Below are 19,748 nucleotides of genomic sequence, written 5' to 3' on the forward strand. Positions count from 1 at the left end.
CCGCACTGCCCTGTTAGGCGGAAAGAGGAACAAAAGACGAACAATAGACGAACAGCAGCGATGCGCGCATGCCTCATTCGCACGCTGCACGGACATATTTTCTTTTAATGCATTTTTAAAATGATTTCTTTCGCATCGTTTTAAAGTGTCGAATATTTTTGAATTATTTTCGATTTTCGTCGCGGAGTTTTTTACGCGTAATGTGAGCCTTGCGCATTGGGCGTCCTGGGACTGCGCGTGCGCCGCGCACCGCGTTAGTTCGATGTGGCGTACTGCAGCGTGGCGCGGCCTGCATCTTCGAAGCGGAAGAGCGCGTGTGTGTGCTGACGCCGCGCACGACGGCAAGCTTCGCGCTGCGCCTTCATCTTTCACTGAGTCGTCTATGTGCCGATAGCCGCGCGCGTTCATGAATGGCGCTTGCCATCACTCCTGCAACGCTGTTGCCAATGGCGCTCGCGTTAGCACGCTCGCCTGGTCGCGTACCCGGATCACAGTTCTGTCAAAGCATCGGTTTGCATCGACTGGAGGACATACCTTGCCCCGTTTCACGTTCAAAAGCTGGCTCGCGGTATTTGCGTGCGCTGTCGGACTGGCTGTTGCATCGGCCACTTCGGCGGCTCGCGCGGAAACGGCGTTGAACGCGAAGACGTCATGGATCGGCAACACGTTTGGTTTCGGTGACGGCACGTGGGCACAGATCAACATCACGGCGATCGCGGTCGCGCCCGACGGCAAGGTCTATACGAATGCGCCATGGGACGAAAGCGGCGCAGAAGCGAGCGTCTATCAGAACGGCAAAATGCTCGGCTTCGCGGGCGGAACGCATGGGTGGGGTAACAGCGGCGGCAACGCGATCGCGATCAACCGCAAGTACGCCTTTGTTGCTATTGCGGTCGGCAACGAAAAAGGCCGGCTGGTCGAACAGGGCGTGTGGCCGGTAAAAGGCAAGCAGTGGTTCGGCATCTCGCGCCGGCAGATTGCCGATCCAAAACGTGCCGCGCCGTTTCAGCCCGCGGCGAAAGCCGCTGACCCGCATGCGCAACTCGCCGCCGGCTTTCTGATGATGAACGAAGTGCCGACGGGCACGAGCGCCGAGATTGGCGGACTCGCGGCCAGCGACACCACGCTATATGCGGCCAACACGGCGCGAGACCGCATCGAGGTGTACGACGCGGAGTCGATGCAGCAGAAGACCACGTGGAGCGTGCACGAGCCCGGCCGGATCGCGCTTGCGCCGGACGGCACGCTGTGGGTGCTGAGCGGTACGCGCAACGATCGTGCGCCGCATGTCGAGCATTACACGCCGGGCGGCAAGCGGATCGACGAGACGTTCGAACTGCCCGCCGATACGCTCGCCGTCGATATCGCCGTCGATGCGAAAGGCCGCATTCTGATCGCCGACAACGGTCCGCGACAGCAGGTGCTGTTCTTTAGCAAGAGCAATGGCCAATACGCGCAGTCGGGCTCACTGGGCGAGCGCGGCGGAATTTTTAGCGACGTCGCGGGAAGACCGGGTCCCCGACGTTTCAACGGACTAACAGGCGTAGGCGTGGATGCAAGCGGAAACGTCTATGTATCGACCAACGGCATCGGCCCGCGTTATGAGCCGATCGGCGCGGGCCTCGGCGCGACCCTTGAAAGCTACGCGTCTGACGGCAAACAGAACTGGCTCGTGCAGGGACTGCTTTTCGTCGATGGTGCATGGATCGATCCGTCGCGGCCAGACAGCGTGTACACCGGTAACAAGCGTTTCGAGCTCGATTTGTCGAAGCCTGCGGGGCAGGACTGGAAATATGTCGGATTCCTTTCTAACCGCTTCAGATACCCGGACGATCCGGTCTTTCACACCGATCAATATCCGGGCTTGCCGATCGCCCGCAAGCTGAAGGGCCACACCTTTCTATACCTGACCGACATGTATGCGGACCATCTGAAGATCTATCGCTTCGATCCGCAACGCGATGGCGAAACGGCGATTCCGTCCGGCTTTATCGCGGGCCGCGAGCGCGCGGTCGCCAAGGTACCGAACGCGCCGCCGGGCGGCGACTGGATCTGGCGCGACGCGAACGGCGACGGCAAATTCAATAGCGACGAATTCGCCCCGAACACGAGCGGCACGAAGCTCGCGGGCGGTTGGGGCTGGTGGGTGGATAGCGCGGGCGACATCTGGCGAACGCGTGACACCAAGGGCATTTATCGCTTTCGCTTCGGCGGTCTGGATGCGAAGGGCAACCCCATCTACTCGTATTCGGACCTCACGCAGTACCCGGTGCCGCAGCCGTTCACCGAACTGCATCGCGCGATCTACGAGCCCGAGACCGACACGATGTACGTGAGCGGCTATACGCCCGACACGCCGGTCGATCGCGGCTTCTGGAAGGAAGTGGGCCGCGTGCTGGTGCGCTACGACAAATGGTCGAGCGGCAAGCCGGTGCAGCGCTATTCGATCGCGCTGCCGTGGCAGACACAAAACAAGCCCATCGCGACGATCATCGGCCTCACGGTCGAGGGGCAATACATCTTCGGCGTCGAACCGGTGGGCGCGGTGCATGTGTGGGACAAGGACAGCGGCCGTGAACTCGGCGTAATCCGGCCCGGCCCCGAAGTGGGCCGGGCGTCCGGCTGGGTCGACGTACCCAACGGCATCAGCGCGGCGAAGCGAGCCGACGGCGAGTACCTCGTATTCGTCGAGGAAGACGCCCGCGGCAAGGTGCTGATGTACCGCTGGAAACCTTGACGACGCGTCGGCAACACCACGCATGACGAAAAAAACAGGCAATCGTAGTCGAACCCAGGGCATCCGATGGACAAAGGCATTCTCAAGAACGTAGCGATCAATTTCTTCGGACTCGTGCTGCCGACTTTCGTCTCGCTCGTCACCGTGCCGTCGTATATCAGGCTGCTCGGCGTCGAACGCTACGGCGTAATCAGCCTCGTGTGGACGCTGATCGGCTACTTCGGGATTCTCGATCTGGGCATGAGCATGGCCGCGCAGAATCACATTTCGAAGGCGCGCGCGTCGGGCAACAAGGACGAGAGCGCGCGCGTGTTCTGGAGCGCGACGTGGCTCAATCTCGTGACGGGCGTGGTCGGCGGGTTGATCATCTATTTCGGTGCGTTCCTCTACACCGCGTATTTCACGAAGGTCTCGCCGGAACTGCAGCACGAGGTGTATATGGCGCTACCGTGGCTCGCGGTGGCGATTCCGATTGCGAACGTGTCGTGGGTGTTCGCCGGCGCGATCAACGGCGCCGAACGCTTCGGCATCTACAACACGAATCAGACCATTGGCACGTTCCTGTTTCAGTTGCTGCCGCTCGGCGCGGCGCTCTGGCTCGGTGCGAGCTTGCAGAACGTGCTGGCCGCCGCCGTGTTTGCACGTATTCTCGCTGCGATCCTGCTTGGCCGGTCCGCGCTAAAAGTGCTTGAAATACGCAGTGTTCTGCCGCCGCAGCTTGGTGTGGCGAAGGGGCTTTTCAACTTTGGCGGCTGGATGCTGATTGCGAGCGTCACCAACATGATCGCCGAATCGCTCGACCGCGCAATGCTCGGCACGAGCCTCGGTGCGCGCTTCGTCACGTATTACACGGTGCCGCAAAACCTCGTGACGCGCTTGAACATCGTGCCCACCGCCATGGTGCGCACGCTCTTTCCACGGCTTTCCGCTGTGGGCCGCGCGGACGCCGACACTATCACGCAGCAGTCGCTCGAGTTTCTCAACGGCGTGTTCACGCCGGTCGCATTGATCGCGATGCTGGTGCTCGAACCGTTCCTGCACCTTTGGGTCGGCAATGAAATTGCAAGCGTCGCGGCGCCCGTGGGACGCATCATGATCGTTGCGGTCTGGCTCGTGGGCCAGGCGAACGTGACGCGGATCCTGATCCAGTCGCAGGTTAATCCGGCCACGGCCGCGCGCGTCGGTCTGTTCGAATTGCCCTTGTTTGCAGGGGCGCTGTGGTTCGGCATCACGCATTTCGGATTGACTGGCGCGGCGATGGCGGTGGCGGGCCGCGCGCTGTTCGATTACGCGGTGCTGTTGCGGCTTTCGGCGATCCGCGCGCGGCAAATCGCGCTCGACATGCTTGCTCATCTCGCTTTCCTGCTGGCCAGCCTCTGGCTTTCCAGCTTCCTGCCGGGCCTCGCCATGGCGATCATCGCCGGCCTGTTGATGGTGGGCGCGAACATCGCCTGGTCCATCACGATGACACCCGCCTTGCGCGATCTAGCGCGTTCACTGCTGTTGCGACTGAATCCGAGGAAAAGCGCATGAACCACGAAGTCCTTGAAGAAGCCGTGCTGCAAGCTCCGACGCGCAGTGCGCTGGCCGAACTGACCACCGTTCCTACGGCTGACGCGCCGCCGCGGCGTGCCGCACTGCGCGGCGACAAAGCTGTGCGCGTGGCGATCGTGCACGACTGGCTCGTTACGTATGCGGGTGCGGAGAAGGTGCTCGAGCAGATCGTGGCGTGCTTTCCGGACGCGGACCTGTTCAGCCTCGTCGACTTTCTCGACGACCGCAGCTTTTTGCGCGGCAAGCCGGTGACCACATCGTTCATTCAGAAGCTCCCGCTCGCGCGCAGCAAGTACCGCACGTATCTGCCGTTGATGCCGCTCGCGATCGAGCAACTCGATGTATCCGCCTACGACGTGGTGATATCGAGCAGCCACGCGGTGGCCAAGGGCATTCTCACCGGTCCGGATCAGGTGCATATCAGCTACGTGCATTCGCCGATCCGCTATGCGTGGGACTTGCAGCACCAGTACCTGCAGCAGTCGAAACTGACGAGCGGGCCGAAGTCGGCAATGGCGCGGCTCATTTTGCATTACATCCGAAACTGGGACATCCGCACGTCGAACTCGGTGGACGGCTTTATTGCGAACTCCGATTTCATCGCGCGGCGCATTAAAAAGGTTTATCAGCGCGATGCGCAGGTGATCTTTCCGCCTGTCGACGTCGAAGCATTCACGCTGTGCACGCAGAAGGAAGACTTCTATCTGACTGCCTCGCGGATGGTGCCGTACAAGAAAATCGACCTGATTGTCGAGGCGTTTGCGCGCATGCCCGAGAGAAAACTCGTCGTCATCGGCGACGGTCCCGACATGCAGAAGATACGCGCGAAGGCGGGGCCCAATGTCGAGATCATGGGTTACCAGCCGTTCAAAGTGCTGAAGGACCGGATGAGCCGCGCCAAGGCTTTCGTCTTTGCTGCCGAGGAAGACTTCGGCATTTCGGTGGTCGAGGCGCAGGCGTGCGGGACGCCTGTCATCGCGTATGGCAAGGGCGGTGCGCTCGAAACGGTGCGCGATCTGTCGGAGCCGCGCCCGACCGGCATGTTCTTCGACGAGCAGAGCGCGGAGTCGATCATCGCCGCGGTCGAGCGTTTCGATGGACACGTGAAGCGTTTTTCGCCAACCGATTGCCGCGCGAATGCCGAGCGTTTTTCCGCAGCCAACTTCCGGGAACGCTTTTTCGCCCACGTGCGGGCTTCCGTGCCCGCGCTGCGCAACGCGACGCTGCCGCCGTATGTGCCGTATCACGCGGAGCCGGCCGCGAACGCGCCGCGTATTCTCGCTGTCGATCAAAGCGGCGTGCTAGGCGGCGCCGAGCTGTCGCTGCTCGAAATCGTCAAGGCGCTACGCTCCCGCATGCAAGTGGTGCTGTTCGACGACGGCCCATTTCGTACCGCGCTCGATAAAGTGGGCGCCAGTGTCGAGGTGCTCGATGCAGGCGCGCTGCGCAACGTGCGCAAGCAGGGCGGTTCGTTGCCGAAGGGCCAGGCACTGATGGGCCTGATGTCGCTCGTTCGCGCGACGGCCAAACGCGCGCGCAGCGCGCAGGTGATCTATGCGAACACGCAGCGCGCGATGGTGATCGGCGCGGTCGCCGGCAAGCTCGCGAGGCGGCCGGTGGTCTGGCATCTGCGCGACATCGTAAGTCCGGAGCATTTCGGGTCCAAGCAGCTCGCGATCATCAAATGGTGCGCACGCCTCGGCCTCACGCATGTGATCGCCAATTCGGCGGCGTCGGCGCGCGCATTCGCCGACCTCACGCATTTCGACGACAAACGCATCGACGTGGTGTTCAACGGCATTTCGGCGGGACCCTTCGACGCATTGCGCAACGTGCCGCAAGCCACGCTGCGCGAGAAGCTGAACCTGCCGAAAGATGCCTTCCTGGTGGGTTCGTTCAGCCGCCTTGCACGCTGGAAAGGGCAGCATGTACTGCTCCAGGCGCTGGTGCTCAATCCGCACATGCACGCGGTGCTGGTTGGTGCGGCGCTATTCGGCGAAGATCAGTACGAGATCGAATTGCGCGCGTTCGTCGCTGCGCACGATCTCGGCGGCCGCGCGCATTTTCTTGGCTTCCAGCACGATATTCCTGCCTGCATGTGCGCGGTGGATGCGGTGGTGCACACGTCCATCACGCCCGAGCCGTTCGGCCGGGTGATCGTAGAGGGCATGCTTGCGCAACGGCCGGTCGTGGCCGCGCGTGCAGGCGGGGTACTTGAAATTATCGACGACTACGAGAACGGCGTGCTGTGCACACCGGGCGATGCTCATGCATTGGCCGACGTGCTGGCAGAACTGCGCTCGAACGACGAACTGCGCGACAAGCTCGTCAAAAACGGCTACATGACGGCGCTGAACCGCTTCGGTACGTCCAGCTATGTCGAGAGTGTGGAGCGGATCCTGAGGCGTGTGGCGCAGCCGGGCAAGGCTGCCGGCGCATGATCTGCACGAGCAGCACGATCTGTATGAAGCACGAAGGCGGTAAAGGGCGTGGCTTGACGAATCGCGCCCGAGACCGCCGTCGTGCGACGGACAACGCAGCGAGAGGCACTGTCGGGAACATCTGTTAAAGGAACGATTGACGCGGGGTAGGCAGGGACTTGGCCGGTTCCTGTCATTTGGCGCAACGGGGCGAACGTCACTGACATTCGCCCCGCTTTTTTTACGACTTCACGAACGCGCCTTTAGCGGACTTCGGCTTGAAACTGGCGGACCAGTTCATCGCCGGTAATTCGACCAGCCGGTAGAACACGTATGCGGCCGGCACGGCGACCAGCATATAGCCGAACGACGGCCAGATCGACATCTGCAACGAAGAGCGGTAGAGGACCGACGAAAGCAGCACGAAGATCGGCAGATGAATCAGATACAACGAAAAGCTGAAGTCGCCAAAGCGCGACAGAAGCCGCAAGCCCCAACCGTCGCGCTGGTTGACGTTGCCGCGCTCCAGCGCCTTGTAAAGATAGAACGCGAAGCCGATTGCCCAGAGCTGGAACGCGCCGTACTGACCGTAGTGAAATGCGGCGCAACCAAGCGCGATGAATCCAGCGGCGAGCGCATAGAGCCACCGCGGCGAACCGGTCTTCGCGGAGGTGCGGGCTTTCGCGTCGGCAATCCACGCGCCGAGGGTCCACGAAAACCAGTACGACGTGAAAAACTGGATGTCATGCCGTTCCAGCACATACGCAGAAACGACGTTGACTAGGGCGACGATTGCGAGCACGGTGGTCATGCCGATACGTCGACGCAGCGCGAACAGCAACGGATAAATCGCGTAGAACTGCACTTCCAGCGAAAGAGTCCACAGCGCGCCGTTCGATCCATACGTCTTGCCGGCCACGCCTTGCAGCGAGAACAGATTGACGAGAAACGCCTGTACGCCGATCTCGCGAATCTTGTGACTAACCGGCGGCAATTGAAGACTGAACCAGTCGAGCGCGAGCGTCAGCAGCAACGCGGCGAGCAGCACCGGATAGATGCGCGTAAAGCGGCGCACCCAGAAATTGCCTGCGTCGAGCCGGTAAGCCGGGTTGTTGGCAAGGCGTAAGGCGCCGCTGCGGTGAATGCAGTAGCCGCTGATTACGAAAAAAATCGGCACGCCCGCCGATCCCCATGCAATCGGGAAAGTCAGATAAGCCGCAATTGTTTTCAAACTCAACGAATGCCCGGCATTCTGATGAAATGCCTGCATGCCGACCCATTCGATCTGACGGCAATGGAAATACGCGACGAGCAGCGCGGCAAAGCCTCGCATTGCGTCGATCACATGTTCTTTGCCGGCACTGTCGGAACGTGCGTCGCTCTGCACGCGCGGCACGGCGGCTTTCACAGGTGGAGAGAGGGGCAGGGATGAGCCGGCGGCATCCAGTGCTGGGTCGCTCATGCGCGGTCCTTTTATTTGAAGTCATGCAATGCGGATCCGCGCGCGACCTCCGCACGCGATGCATCACATGCTAGTTCACCGCGTCTATAAAAAAATGAATAAAAAATGACAGCCAATGTCTATTTGAGCGGCCTTTGTGACTAAATGTAATTGCGCATAAGCAGATACGGACGATCAATTATTTATCGATTTTGTCGTGCTAATTTACAGCACGGATTCTCCTGATGAGAGGTGAAGTCATGAACCTGCATTTGCTTGCCGGCATTGCCGTGCTACTGATCCTCGTCGCCGCTTCAGCTTATCGCGAGGCGCTGCGCAATGAGCCGATCCGCCGTTTCCGCATCAGTCCGGGCAAGCTGCCGCAACTCGACGAAAACGAGGAAGCACGCCAGTAAATGCCAACGCGCTTGCTAACGGAATCCGCGCGGGGTCCTCTGGCGTGAGTAATTTTTCGGAATCGTCCGCAGATAATTCGGTTTCCGAAAGTAAATGTTTCCTGTGCCCGTGACAAATGGCGCAAATAGTTGTGAGTCGGGCGCATTAAGCATTATTTGTGAAATTCACGCGTGATCTAGCGCAGATTTTTTGTTAGCCTTTCTGGCGACGTCGAGGGCCCAAGCGGCCCGCGAACACCAATTTCTAACCGATCTGGGAATGCCTACCATGCTGAAAGTCACTAAAGCCGTGTTTCCCGTAGCGGGCCTCGGGACACGATTCCTGCCGGCTACCAAGGCAAGTCCAAAGGAAATGCTGCCTATCGTCGACAAGCCGCTGATTCAGTACGCGGTTGAAGAAGCGATTGCCGCCGGTATCACCGAAATGATCTTCGTGACGGGGCGCAGCAAGCGCGCGATTGAAGATCATTTCGACAAGTCGTATGAGATCGAAGCCGAACTCGAGGCACGCAACAAGCAGAAGCTGCTTGACCTCGTGCGCAGCATCAAACCCGCCAACGTCGACTGCTTTTATGTGCGCCAGGCCGAAGCACTCGGCCTGGGCCACGCGGTCTTGTGCGCCGAAAAGCTGGTGGGCGAAAGCCCGTTCGCGGTCATTCTCGCCGACGACCTGCTGCACAGCTCGAAGCCCGTCATGAGCCAGTTGGTCGATACGTTCAATCACTATCACAGTTCGGTGATCGGCGTCGAAACCATCGCGCGCGAAGACAGCCGCTCGTACGGTGTCGTGGACGGCCGTGAGTGGGAAGACAACGTGATCAAGCTCTCGGGTATCGTGGAAAAGCCGGCGCCGGACAATGCGCCGTCGAACCTCGGCGTGGTGGGCCGCTACGTGCTGATGCCGACCATCTTCAAGCATATTCGCGCGCTCAAGCCGGGTGCCGGCGGTGAACTGCAATTGACCGATGCAGTGCAGTCGCTGCTCACCGAGGAGCAGGTGCTCGCATACCGCTACTTCGGCACGCGTTTCGATTGCGGCAGCAAGCTCGGCTACCTGAAGGCGACGGTGGAGTTCGCGCTGCGCCATCCGGAGGTGAAAGAGGAATTCGAAGCGTATCTGCACGCATACATGCGCGCAAATGGACAGGCGAATCCGGAAAGCCTGGAGCCTCAGTACACGGCCGAAGCGGCTTGATCCAGGCCGGGACATCCTGATCGCGCGATTCGTGTAATTCGCGTGATCGGTGTCATCGGCGCATTAGCGCGAGGTTGCATCAGGCATCACGTCGAAGCATCACGCAGAAGCGCGCGAAACATCGCGCGCATTGAAAACGGGCGCCCCGAATCACGCGGGCGCCCGTCCTTTTTTGCCGCGCTCGAATTTGAAACCTCTTCGAGCCGCGGCGCGATATCAAGTTCAGCCGTTCTTCACTTGCAGACGGAACTTGTGCAGCAACGGTTCCGTGTAGCCGCTCGGCTGCTGGCGTCCTTCGAATACCAGTGCTTGCGCGGCCTTGAATGCGATGGTGTCGAACGAGGGCGCCATGGGCCTGTAATTCGGATCGCCGGCGTTCTGCTGATCGACCACTTGCGCCATGCGCTTAAAGGTCTCCTCGACCTGTTCGCGCGTCACCACGCCGTGATACAGCCAGTTCGCAATGTGCTGGCTCGAGATACGCAGCGTCGCGCGGTCTTCCATCAGGCCGATGTTGTGAATATCGGGCACCTTCGAACAGCCCACGCCCTGATCGATCCAGCGCACCACATAGCCCAGAATGCCTTGCGCGTTGTTGTCGAGTTCGGCGCGGATTTCGTCGGCGCTCCAGTTGGCCGTTTCGACGACGGGAATCGTCAGCAGGCCGTCCAGCAGTTCGTCGCGGACGCTCGCATAGTCGGTGCGCTCCAGTTGCTGCTGAACCGCCTGTACGTCGATCTGATGATAGTGCAGCGCATGCAGCGTCGCCGCAGTCGGCGAGGGCACCCATGCGGTGTTCGCGCCGGCCTTGGGATGCGCGATCTTCTGTTCGAGCATGGCGTGCATCAGATCGGGCATGGCCCACATGCCCTTGCCGATCTGCGAGCGGCCGCGCAGGCCCGCGTGCAAACCGACGAGCACGTTGCTACGTTCGTATGCGGCGATCCATGCGCTCGACTTCATGTCGCCCTTGCGCATCATCGGGCCGGCTTCCATCGCGCTGTGCATTTCGTCGCCGGTACGGTCGAGAAAGCCCGTGTTGATGAACGCCACGCGTTCCGACGCTTGGGCGATACACGCGAGCAGATTCACGCTCGTGCGGCGCTCCTCGTCCATGATCCCCATCTTGATCGTGTTACGCGGCAGCTTCAGCAGATCTTCGACGCGCGCAAACAGTTCGCTCGCAAACGCGACTTCGGCGGGGCCGTGCATTTTCGGCTTCACGATATAGATCGAGCCGGTGCGCGAATTCAACTTGTGTTTGCGGTCGTGCAGCGCGCACAGCGTCGTCATGACGGCGTCGAGTATGCCTTCGGGAATCTCGGCACCGTCCTTCGTCAACACAGCCGGATTGGTCATCAAATGACCGACGTTGCGGATGAACAGCAGCGAGCGGCCATGCAGTACGACGGGCGCCGTGCCGTTCGCGGCGACGTACACGCGGTCGTCATTCAGCCGGCGTGTGAACGTCTTGCCGTTCTTCGTGACCTCTTCGGTCAGATCGCCGTTCATCAGACCGAGCCAGTTGCGATAGAGCTGAACCTTGTCATCTGCATCGACGGCTGCAACGGAATCTTCGCAGTCGATGATCGTGCTGACCGCCGCTTCGACCACCACGTCCTTTACGTGCGCGGCGTCGGTCTTGCCGATCGAGTCGTTTGCGTCGATCTGAATCTCGAAGTGCAGCCCATTATGTTTGAGCAGCACTGCCGACGGCGCGCTTGCGTCGCCCTGATAGCCGACGAATTGCGCGGGCGTTTTGAGTTCGCTCGTTCCGCTCTTCAGCGCGGCGACCAGTTTGCCGCCTTCCACGCTGTAGCGAGTCGCATCGGCATGCGAGCCGTTCGCGAGCGGCGCGGCTTCGTCGAGAAACTTGCGGGCATAGGCGATCACCGCAGCGCCGCGCACCGGGTTGAAGGTTTTCTGTCTGTCTGCGCCGTTGGTCTCGGGAATCGCGTCAGTGCCGTAGAGTGCGTCGTACAGGCTGCCCCAGCGCGCGTTCGCCGCATTCAGCGCATAGCGCTGATTCGACAGAGGCACCACGAGTTGCGGGCCCGCCTGTTCGGCGATTTCGGTGTCGACCTGGTCGGTCGTCGCTTTCACGCTCGCAGGCGCCGGCACGATATAGCCGATGCCTTCGAGAAACGCACGATAGGCTCGTAAGTCGCGCACCGGCCCGGGATTGGCGCGATGCCAGTTGTCCAGTTCCGTTTGCAGGCGGTCGCGCTCGGCGAGCAACGCATGGTTTTTAGGCGCCAACTCGTGCACGAGTGCGTCGAAACCTGACCAGAATGCGGCGCTGTCAATTCCGGTGCCGGGCAGGGCTTCGGTTTCGACGAACTGGTCGAGATTGGCGGCGACCTGCAATCCGCCGCGCGGGTTCATCTGAGTCATCGACTGCTCCATCTGTCTGAGTGGGGCCGACGTGGGGACATCGGCCCGCGTTGGGGCTACTGCTGGGACGATCCTGCTTTCGGATTGTTGCGCTTCAGAGGAAAGGGAAAGCCATCACGGCGGCATTCGTAATGGCGCTAGCGTGAACGATGGGCGAAGCCATCGCCGTTCCTGACTCAGACGCCAAGCGCCTGAATGCCGGCCTTGGCGATCTGCGCATCCTGGTCGGACTTCACGCCCGATACGCCGACCGCGCCGACCACCTGGCCTTCGACGATCACCGGCACGCCGCCTTCGAGTGTGCCGAGCAGCGGCGCGCTGAGAAACGCGGTGCGGCCGTTGTTGATCATGTCCTCGTACACCTTGGTTTCGCGCCGTCCAATCGCCGCAGTGCGGGCTTTTTCAGTCGCGATATACGAGCTCGAGGGCGCACTGCCGTCGAGGCGCAGCATGCCGAGCGGGTGGCCGCCGTCGTCGACCACGACGATTGCGACGGCCCACTTGTTTTTCTCCGCTTCCGCGCGCGCGGCTTCGAGGATCCGGGTCGTTTCGGCTACGGTCAACACGGGTTTGCTCAGCATAATCAATTTCCTGTCTCGTTCATTGTAGGGTGCGACGTGCAGGGACCGTGAAGGGCGATCGTTTGCGGCGGGTCCCTTGCGAATCAGCTTGATTGGGGATTCTACGTCCAAGCGCGATGCGAAGAAACGCCATCGTTCAGCGGCGCGATTGGCGGCGTCTTCGGGGATCATCTGTCATGACCGGCGTCGAGCGGCGCATCGGCAGAGCGCCATGCGGGATTACCCGACGCAAAACGGCCCAATTCCGACGCACGGCAGCGCCGTTGCAACACGGTCATGGTGCCGAACCGATTTACAATCGTGCGTTGATTCAGGAGTTGCCATAAAAAACGAGCGAGTGCGTGATCCGGCGCTCGCGAATCCAACGTCCACGCCCCACATCATGCCGACCATCAGCGAGCTCTTTGTCTATCCGATCAAATCCTGCGCGGGCATCGCGCTAAACGAAGCGCGGGTGTTGTCCACAGGTCTCGAATACGATCGCGGCTGGATGGCCGTCGATTCGAATGGCGCAATGCTCACGCAGCGCGCGTATCCACGCATGGCGCTGATCAGGGTCGAGATCGCCGCGCAGGACCTGGTGATTCGCGCGCCAGGCATGAGCGAATTGCGTACGCCGCTCGACGCCGCGCGACTCGGTACGGCGGCCAGCGTCGAGACCACCGTATGGCGCGACGCAGCCTATGGGCTCGACACTGGCGACGAATGCGCGAAGTGGTTCTCCGAATTTCTCGGCATGCCGGTGCGGCTGTTGCGCTTTGATCCCGAGCGCGAGCGCATTGTCGATCCGGCTTATACGGAGAGTGTGGGCCGCTCTACCACGCATTTCGCCGACGGCTTCCCGGTTCTCGTGATCGGCCAGGCGTCGCTCGACGACCTGAACACGCGCCTCAATGCGAAGGGCGCGCCGTCCATTCCGATCGATCGGTTCCGTCCAAACGTGGTGTTAAGCGGGCTCGATGCTTACGAAGAAGACTATCTGGAAACGCTGAGGGTGGACGACGCGACTTCCGATAGCGCACAAGGCGTCGAACTGCGTCTCGTCAAACTGTGTGCACGCTGCCCGATGCCGACCATCGACCAGGCAAAGGGCGAGCGCGATCCCGACTGGCCGAACGAACCGACCGACACGATGAGCGTTTATCGTGCAAACCCGCAGCGAAACGGCGCGGTCACGTTCGGCAATAACGCGCTAGTGACGAGCGGGGCGGGCGCGTTGCTGCGCGTCGGCCAGGCAGTCGAAGCAGAGCTGGGCTTTGGCGACTAGTGAGTCGTGCGACCGCTTGCATCACATTCACGCGGCGCGAGCATGCGCCGCGTCACTGCGCGATGACGCATGTTGCGCCCACTCCGTCTCCATACTTTCACCGATCGCGTTGCCGATCAGAATCACTGCAGGGCTGCCGAAGCCCGCGTCTGTGGCGTCGGCCGCGAGGCGATCAAGGCGCGTCAGCAAGCGCCGCTCATTCGTGCCGCCAGCCCATTGAACGACCGCAGCCGGCGTCTCGGCAGGCAGGCTCGCGAGCAACGCGCTGGCGAGGCTGCCAATACGCCGCATCCCCATATAGATCGCGAGCGTCGTTCGCGTTGCCGCCAGCGCGGCCCAATCCGGTTCGCCGTGATCTTCCGTGTGCGCGGTGACGAACGTGACGCCGTGACAATGACGGCGATGCGTGAGCGAAATGCCGAGCCCCGCCGCGGCAGCGAATCCCGACGAGATGCCATTGACGATCTCCACGGGAATCCCCGCGTCGCGCAAGGCCGCGAGCTCTTCACCGGCGCGGCCGAATAGCAGCGCTTCGCCGCCTTTCACGCGGACCACGTGCAGCCCCTTTTGCGCGTAACGCCGCATCAGGCGCTCGATAAACGCTTGTGGTGTCGAACGGCAGCCACCGCGCTTGCCGACCCGGATCACGCGCGCTTGCGGCGCGAGCGTGACGATCTCGGGATTCGCCAGGTCGTCGAGCAGGACGACGTCCGCAGCAGCGAGGGCTTTCGCGGCTCGCATGGTGAGCAGATCCAGTTCTCCCGGACCCGCGCTCAATAACGTGACCTTGCCGGAGTTCGTGTTCATCGTGATGTCCTTAGCTTCTCTCTGTGGCCGGCGCGTAGGGTTCCGCCGGCGCCAAACAAAAACGGCGTCCGCCCGTGATGATCACGAGGGGACGCCGTTGTCCGATGCTGCTGATTTGCCGCTCCTGGATTCGCAATCTGGCGAGGCACTGCGTTGTGTCTTGCCAGTTGATGCCGTCGATATGCGCCGGCTGCGTCGCCGGAGCGGCATTCATGCGTCCAATGCCGATGCAAGTAGCACGCCAAGATGCGAAGGCGCGACGCTGGCGGCAAGCATTCGGTCGAGTCGAAGCTTCGGCGATGCGCGTTGAGGCACGTTGCGGACGCCCTGCCAGCCGCTGACTAAAAGAGCGCGACGCCGTCACGGCGCTCCTCGTGCGGGACTCTTCTGCACCGGCTACGCGCCCGCTTTTGGCACGCGCAAAGTGCTGCGTCGCACCATCGAAGTGCCGGTCTGCATCGAAATGCGTCGCGCGTGCGAATCGGCACCGACACGCGCAATGCTGCGCGAAGCCCCGTGCGGCGGGGCGCACGCGGACATCTCAGGCGATTGGCACAGCCCTTGCATTTAGTCCCGCCATCGGATCAACGTGGATCCGCCGCGAGCGCCACACGAGGCACTTGCCGCAGTACCAGGTCAGGACAACGGCGTCCCCCGAATTCAGTCATCGACTGGGTTCGCGGGACGCCGTTTTTATTTCCGGCGCCGCATTGCCGATGACGGCATGGCGGCGACCGATGCCCAGCACATTGAGGAAGCCGCGGTCATGAAAATCATCGTTATCGGTCACGGGATGGTCGGTCACAAACTGGTCGAGTGTCTGGCGCAAGATGCCGCGCACGGCCTCGACATCACGGTGCTGTGCGAAGAATCGCGTCCGGCGTATGACCGCGTGCACCTCTCCGAATTCTTCTCCGGCAAGACGGCGGACGACCTCTCGCTTGTGGAACCGGGCTTCTTCGAACGCCGGAACGTGTTGCTCAAGCTCAACGCGAAGGCTGTCTCGATCGACCGCGCCGCGCGCACCGTGACTGTCTCGACTGGCGAGACGCTGCCTTACGACAAGCTCGTGTTCGCGACCGGCTCCTATCCGTTCGTGCCGCCGGTGCAGGGACGCGAGCGCAGCGATTGCTTCGTCTATCGAACCATCGACGATCTGGAGGCGATGCAGGAATGCGGCGCGCGCTCGAAGACCGGCACGGTGGTCGGCGGCGGGCTCCTGGGTCTCGAATGCGCGAAGGCGCTGCGCGACATGGGTCTGCAGACACATGTGGTCGAATTCGCGCCGCGCCTGATGGCGGTTCAGGTCGATGAAGGCGGCGGCCGCGTGCTGCGCACGAAGATCGAAGAACTCGGCGTGACGGTGCACACGCAGAAGAACACCACGGCGATCGTCGACGGCGAAGCGGGCACGCACCGCATGCAATTCGCGGACGGCACGTATCTCGACACTGACATGATCGTGTTCTCCGCGGGCATTCGTCCGCGCGACGACTTGGCGCGCGACAGCGGCCTGACGCTCGGCGCGCGCGGCGGCATCGTGATCGACAACGCATGCCGCACGAGCGATCCGCACATCTATGCAATCGGCGAGTGCGCGCTGTGGAACGGCCAGTTGTTCGGCCTCGTCGCGCCCGGCTACGACATGGCGCGCACGGTCGCGAGGCAACTGCTGGGCGAGCCCGCCGAATTCGCGGGCGCCGACATGAGTACCAAACTCAAACTGATGGGCGTGGACGTCGCGAGCATCGGCGATGCGCATGGCAATACGCCGGGCAGCCGCGCGTATCAGTTCAGCGACGAACGCAAGCAGATCTACAAGAAGCTCGTGGTCTCGGAATGCGGCAAGTATCTGCTGGGCGGCGTAATGGTCGGCGATGCAAGCGAGTACGGCACGCTGCTGCAGATGATGCTCAACCGCATCGAGCTACCGGAGTCGCCCGAATTTCTGATCCTGCCGCAAAGCGACGGCAAGGCGAAGCCGGGACTCGGCGTCGACGCGCTGCCGGACGCCGCGCAGATCTGCTCGTGCAACAACGTGTCGAAAGGCGACTTGTGCGCCGCCGTTTGCGCGGGCGCGACCGACATCGGCGCGCTCAAATGCGCGACTAGCGCGGGCACTTCCTGCGGCGGTTGCGTGCCGCTCGTCACGCAGGTGATGAAGGCCGAGATGAAGAAGCAGGGCCTCGCGGTGAACAACCATGTGTGCGAGCACTTCGCGTATTCGCGCCAGGAGCTGTATCACATCGTGCGCGTGGAAGGCGTTCGCAGCTTCGGCGAACTGCTCGCGAAACATGGCCATGGTCTCGGCTGCGATATCTGCAAGCCGGTGGTCGCCAGCATTCTTGCGTCGTGCTGGAACGAATTCGTGCTGAAGAAAGAGCACGCGTCGCTGCAGGACACGAACGACTACTACCTCGCCAACATTCAGCGCGACGGCACATATTCGGTCGTGCCGCGCATGGCGGGCGGCGAAGTCACGCCCGACGGTCTGATCGCCGTTGCGCAGGTTGCGAAGAAATACGGCCTCTATACGAAGATCACCGGCGGCCAGCGCGTCGACCTGTTCGGTGCGCGCGTCGAGCAACTGCCGTTCATCTGGGAAGAGCTTATCGCGGCGGGGTTCGAGTCGGGCCATGCGTACGGCAAATCGCTGCGCACCGTGAAGTCGTGCGTCGGCTCGACATGGTGCCGCTATGGCGTGGGCGATTCGGTGGGCCTCGCTGTCGAACTCGAGAACCGCTATAAGGGCCTGCGCACGCCGCACAAGATCAAGTTCGGCGTCTCGGGCTGCACACGCGAGTGCGCGGAAGCGCAGGGCAAGGACGTCGGCATCATCGCGACGGACAAGGGCTGGAACCTGTACGTGTGCGGCAACGGCGGCATGAAGCCGCGTCACGCGGAACTGCTTGCCTCAGACCTCGACCGCGAAACGCTCGTGCGCTACATCGACCGCTTTCTGATGTTCTACGTGCGCACCGCCGACCGTCTGCAACGCACCAGCGTGTGGCGCGAGAACCTCGAAGGCGGGCTCCAGTATCTGATCGACGTGGTTGTCGACGACCACCTGGGCGTGGCCGAAGAACTCGAAGCGGACATGCAGCACGTGATCGACACCTACGAATGCGAGTGGAAGAAGGCAGTGACCGATCCCGAAACGCGCAAGCGCTTCCGCCATTTCGTCAACAGCGACGAGTCCGACAGCACAGTGAGCTTCGTCGAGGAACGCGGGCAGATCCGCCCGGCGACACACGATGAACGTCAATCGAAGCTTGCCGCCATTCCGGTCGTAGTGGAAACCGTTTGATTCATTGGCGCCATGGCTCGCGTACTCGCTGGCGCGTATCAGATTCAAGCTTCAAGGAGCACGTAGTTCTGCATCGAAAATCAGGCCCGCATGGCATGGACGTTGCATGAATAGTGCGGGTTTCAACATAGTGATCATTCCGGTGCGTGGCGAAGCATGCAGTGAGCCGGATGGTCGAAAATCAGTTTAGTGAGGATGTCTGATGAAAAACGTGATGAGCTCCCTTAAGAGTGGAGACTGGCGCGCGCTGGTAGCGTGTTTCCTCTATTTCGATACCGGCTTCACGGTCTGGGTTCTATATGGCCCGCTCGCGCCGTTCATCAGCAAGAGCATTGCGATGACTCCGGCACAGCAAGGCCTGCTCGTCGCGGTGCCTGTGCTGTCCGCAGCGATCTTGCGAGTAACGCTCGGCAACCTCTATCAGTCGGCGCATGGCAAGCGCATTGCGTTGCTCGGCGTGCTGCTGTCGGCGGTGCCGACCATCGTGTTGCCGTTGCTACCGTCTGTTCCGTCGTACACGCTGCTGCTGGTGCTGGGCGTGTTCCTCGGCGTCGGCGGTGCGAGCTTCGCTGTTGCATTGCCGATGGCAGGCAGCAACTATCCGCCGAAGGTACAGGGTCTCGTGCTGGGACTCGCCGCCGCGGGCAACATCGGCGCGGTGCTCGACGGTTTCCTGTTCCCGCAACTCGCGACTCACTACGGCTGGCAGACTGCTACGGGCGGTGCGTTGCCTCTGCTCGCTATCGCAGGCATCACGCTGTATTTCTGGGCAAACGACTCCGGCGTGAAGACGGGCAGCGTGCTGCGCGCATTCGGCAGCTTCGTGGTAACGCTTGTCGGCCTGATCGTGCTCGTGCTGCTGGTCGAAGCGGGCATCTTCGGTTCGGGCAAAACGGGCGTGCTGCTGTTGCCGGTGATCGGCGCGCTGCTTGCCATTGCGGTGCTGCCCAAGCGCTATCGCGCGGTGCTGGCGGAGCGCGACACGTGGGTCATCATGCTCGTCTATAGCATCACGTTCGGGGGTTTCGTGGGTATGTCCTCGTATGTGTCGCTGCTGCTCACCAACCTCTATCAACTGTCGAAGATCGACGCGGGTCTTTTCATGGCGCTTCTCGCCGCGACCGGCGCGCTCGTGCGTCCGCTTGGCGGCCTGATCGCCGACAAGGTCTCCGGCGTGCGCGCATTGACCGTGCTGCTCGCCATCATCTCGGTGTGCGACTTCGTGTTTGCCGCGGTCATGCCGACGCTCGCGGGCGGCATTGCGCTGCTGCTGTGCCTGTACCTGGCCTTTGGCCTCGGCAATGGCGCGACGTTCCAGCTCGTGCCGCATCGCTGGGCCGGCCGCACCGGCCTGATGTCGGGCATCGTCGGCGCGGCGGGCGGCATCGGCGGTTTCTATCTGCCTGTCGTGATGGGCATGGCGAAGGAAAGCACTGGTTCATATCAGATGGGCTTTGCCACCTTCGGCGCGCTGGCCGCGTGTGCGTTTGTCGCAATCGTCGCGCTGCGCCGGCCGTGGATGGCGTGGTCGATGCAATCGGGCGTGATGCACGCTCATGCAACCGAGTAACGCATCTGGCTAACGGAAAGCAGTCACTCAGCGCATCAACGGACGTATCAACGGGCGCG

The 19,748-nt window shown here is 61.8% G+C and carries 12 protein-coding genes; 8 read left to right on the forward strand and 4 right to left on the reverse strand.

What is annotated here, in order from left to right; translation table 11 throughout:
• The first annotated feature begins 535 nt into the window (after nt 1-535).
• The 3 genes from ACTJLB_RS24890 (at nt 536) to ACTJLB_RS24900 (ending at nt 6,732) form a co-directional block, all read left to right on the forward strand.
• A complete protein-coding gene (locus ACTJLB_RS24890; RefSeq protein WP_440784791.1) occupies nt 536-2,737 on the forward strand; it encodes a hypothetical protein in 2,202 nt (733 codons plus the stop codon).
• A 66-nt stretch (nt 2,738-2,803) separates the two neighbouring features.
• Nucleotides 2,804-4,270 carry a flippase gene (locus ACTJLB_RS24895; RefSeq protein ID WP_440784792.1) on the forward strand — a complete coding sequence of 489 codons (1,467 nt, stop codon included), beginning with the start codon at nt 2,804-2,806 and terminating at the stop codon, nt 4,268-4,270.
• On the forward strand, nt 4,267-6,732 hold the full coding sequence (locus ACTJLB_RS24900) for a glycosyltransferase family 4 protein (protein WP_440784793.1): 2,466 nt from the start codon (nt 4,267-4,269) through the stop codon (nt 6,730-6,732). The genes ACTJLB_RS24895 and ACTJLB_RS24900 overlap by 4 nt, the downstream gene beginning before the upstream one ends.
• Before the next feature lie 220 nt (nt 6,733-6,952).
• On the opposite strand, the gene ACTJLB_RS24905 is transcribed toward ACTJLB_RS24900, so the two are convergent.
• Entirely contained in the window at nt 6,953-8,173 is a 1,221-nt protein-coding gene (locus tag ACTJLB_RS24905; protein WP_440784794.1) for an acyltransferase family protein, read from the reverse strand.
• 239 nt (nt 8,174-8,412) lie between these two features.
• On the opposite strand from ACTJLB_RS24905, the gene ACTJLB_RS24910 reads away from it, so the two are divergent.
• Nucleotides 8,413-8,568 carry a hypothetical protein gene (locus tag ACTJLB_RS24910; RefSeq protein WP_167455730.1) on the forward strand — a complete coding sequence of 52 codons (156 nt, stop codon included), beginning with the start codon at nt 8,413-8,415 and terminating at the stop codon, nt 8,566-8,568.
• A gap of 268 nt (nt 8,569-8,836) precedes the next feature.
• The gene (galU, locus tag ACTJLB_RS24915; RefSeq protein ID WP_084690031.1) at nt 8,837-9,763 is read left to right on the forward strand and encodes a UTP--glucose-1-phosphate uridylyltransferase GalU; all 927 of its coding nucleotides are present in this window, start codon (nt 8,837-8,839) and stop codon (nt 9,761-9,763) included.
• Between the two features lie 222 nt (nt 9,764-9,985).
• Here the strand turns inward: galU and ACTJLB_RS24920 are convergent, their stop codons facing one another.
• Entirely contained in the window at nt 9,986-12,157 is a 2,172-nt protein-coding gene (locus ACTJLB_RS24920; protein WP_440784795.1) for a malate synthase G, read from the reverse strand.
• Nucleotides 12,158-12,333: 176 nt separating this feature from the next.
• Nucleotides 12,334-12,738 carry a heme-binding protein gene (locus tag ACTJLB_RS24925; protein WP_020065974.1) on the reverse strand — a complete coding sequence of 135 codons (405 nt, stop codon included), beginning with the start codon at nt 12,736-12,738 and terminating at the stop codon, nt 12,334-12,336.
• Nucleotides 12,739-13,120: 382 nt separating this feature from the next.
• Here ACTJLB_RS24925 and ACTJLB_RS24930 point away from each other — a divergent pair, with 382 nt between their 5' ends.
• Nucleotides 13,121-14,005, forward strand: coding sequence for an MOSC domain-containing protein (locus tag ACTJLB_RS24930; RefSeq protein WP_408189858.1), 885 nt, complete (start codon nt 13,121-13,123; stop codon nt 14,003-14,005).
• Nucleotides 14,006-14,032: 27 nt separating this feature from the next.
• On the opposite strand, the gene cobA is transcribed toward ACTJLB_RS24930, so the two are convergent.
• On the reverse strand, nt 14,033-14,812 hold the full coding sequence (gene cobA / locus ACTJLB_RS24935) for a uroporphyrinogen-III C-methyltransferase (protein ID WP_408473871.1): 780 nt from the start codon (nt 14,810-14,812) through the stop codon (nt 14,033-14,035).
• Nucleotides 14,813-15,578: 766 nt separating this feature from the next.
• On the opposite strand from cobA, the gene nirB reads away from it, so the two are divergent.
• Together nirB and ACTJLB_RS24945 are read left to right on the forward strand one after the other, a co-directional pair.
• Nucleotides 15,579-18,119, forward strand: a complete 2,541-nt coding sequence (gene nirB, locus ACTJLB_RS24940; RefSeq protein ID WP_440784796.1) for a nitrite reductase large subunit NirB — start codon at nt 15,579-15,581, stop codon at nt 18,117-18,119.
• A gap of 202 nt (nt 18,120-18,321) precedes the next feature.
• Nucleotides 18,322-19,689 (forward strand): MFS transporter, encoded by a 1,368-nt coding sequence (locus tag ACTJLB_RS24945; RefSeq protein ID WP_020065980.1) that lies wholly within the window; start codon nt 18,322-18,324, stop codon nt 19,687-19,689.
• The last annotated feature ends 59 nt before the right edge of the window (nt 19,690-19,748 follow it).

The organism is Paraburkholderia sp. 22098, from assembly GCF_052045935.1.
GTDB lineage: Bacteria > Pseudomonadota > Gammaproteobacteria > Burkholderiales > Burkholderiaceae > Paraburkholderia > Paraburkholderia caledonica.

Excerpts from the sequence above, each read along its gene's own strand:
- galU (WP_084690031.1), top strand. The coding sequence starts at position 8,837 with ATGCTGAAAGTCACTAAAGCCGTGTTTCCCGTAGCGGGCCTCGGGACA.
- ACTJLB_RS24910 (WP_167455730.1), top strand. The coding sequence starts at position 8,413 with ATGAACCTGCATTTGCTTGCCGGCATTGCCGTGCTACTGATCCTCGTC.
- ACTJLB_RS24895 (WP_440784792.1), top strand. The coding sequence starts at position 2,804 with ATGGACAAAGGCATTCTCAAGAACGTAGCGATCAATTTCTTCGGACTC.
- ACTJLB_RS24945 (WP_020065980.1), top strand. The coding sequence starts at position 18,322 with ATGAAAAACGTGATGAGCTCCCTTAAGAGTGGAGACTGGCGCGCGCTG.
- ACTJLB_RS24905 (WP_440784794.1), bottom strand. The coding sequence starts at position 8,173 with ATGAGCGACCCAGCACTGGATGCCGCCGGCTCATCCCTGCCCCTCTCT.
- cobA (WP_408473871.1), bottom strand. The coding sequence starts at position 14,812 with ATGAACACGAACTCCGGCAAGGTCACGTTATTGAGCGCGGGTCCGGGA.
- ACTJLB_RS24920 (WP_440784795.1), bottom strand. The coding sequence starts at position 12,157 with ATGACTCAGATGAACCCGCGCGGCGGATTGCAGGTCGCCGCCAATCTC.
- ACTJLB_RS24925 (WP_020065974.1), bottom strand. The coding sequence starts at position 12,738 with ATGCTGAGCAAACCCGTGTTGACCGTAGCCGAAACGACCCGGATCCTC.
- ACTJLB_RS24930 (WP_408189858.1), top strand. The coding sequence starts at position 13,121 with ATGCCGACCATCAGCGAGCTCTTTGTCTATCCGATCAAATCCTGCGCG.
- nirB (WP_440784796.1), top strand. The coding sequence starts at position 15,579 with ATGAAAATCATCGTTATCGGTCACGGGATGGTCGGTCACAAACTGGTC.
- ACTJLB_RS24900 (WP_440784793.1), top strand. The coding sequence starts at position 4,267 with ATGAACCACGAAGTCCTTGAAGAAGCCGTGCTGCAAGCTCCGACGCGC.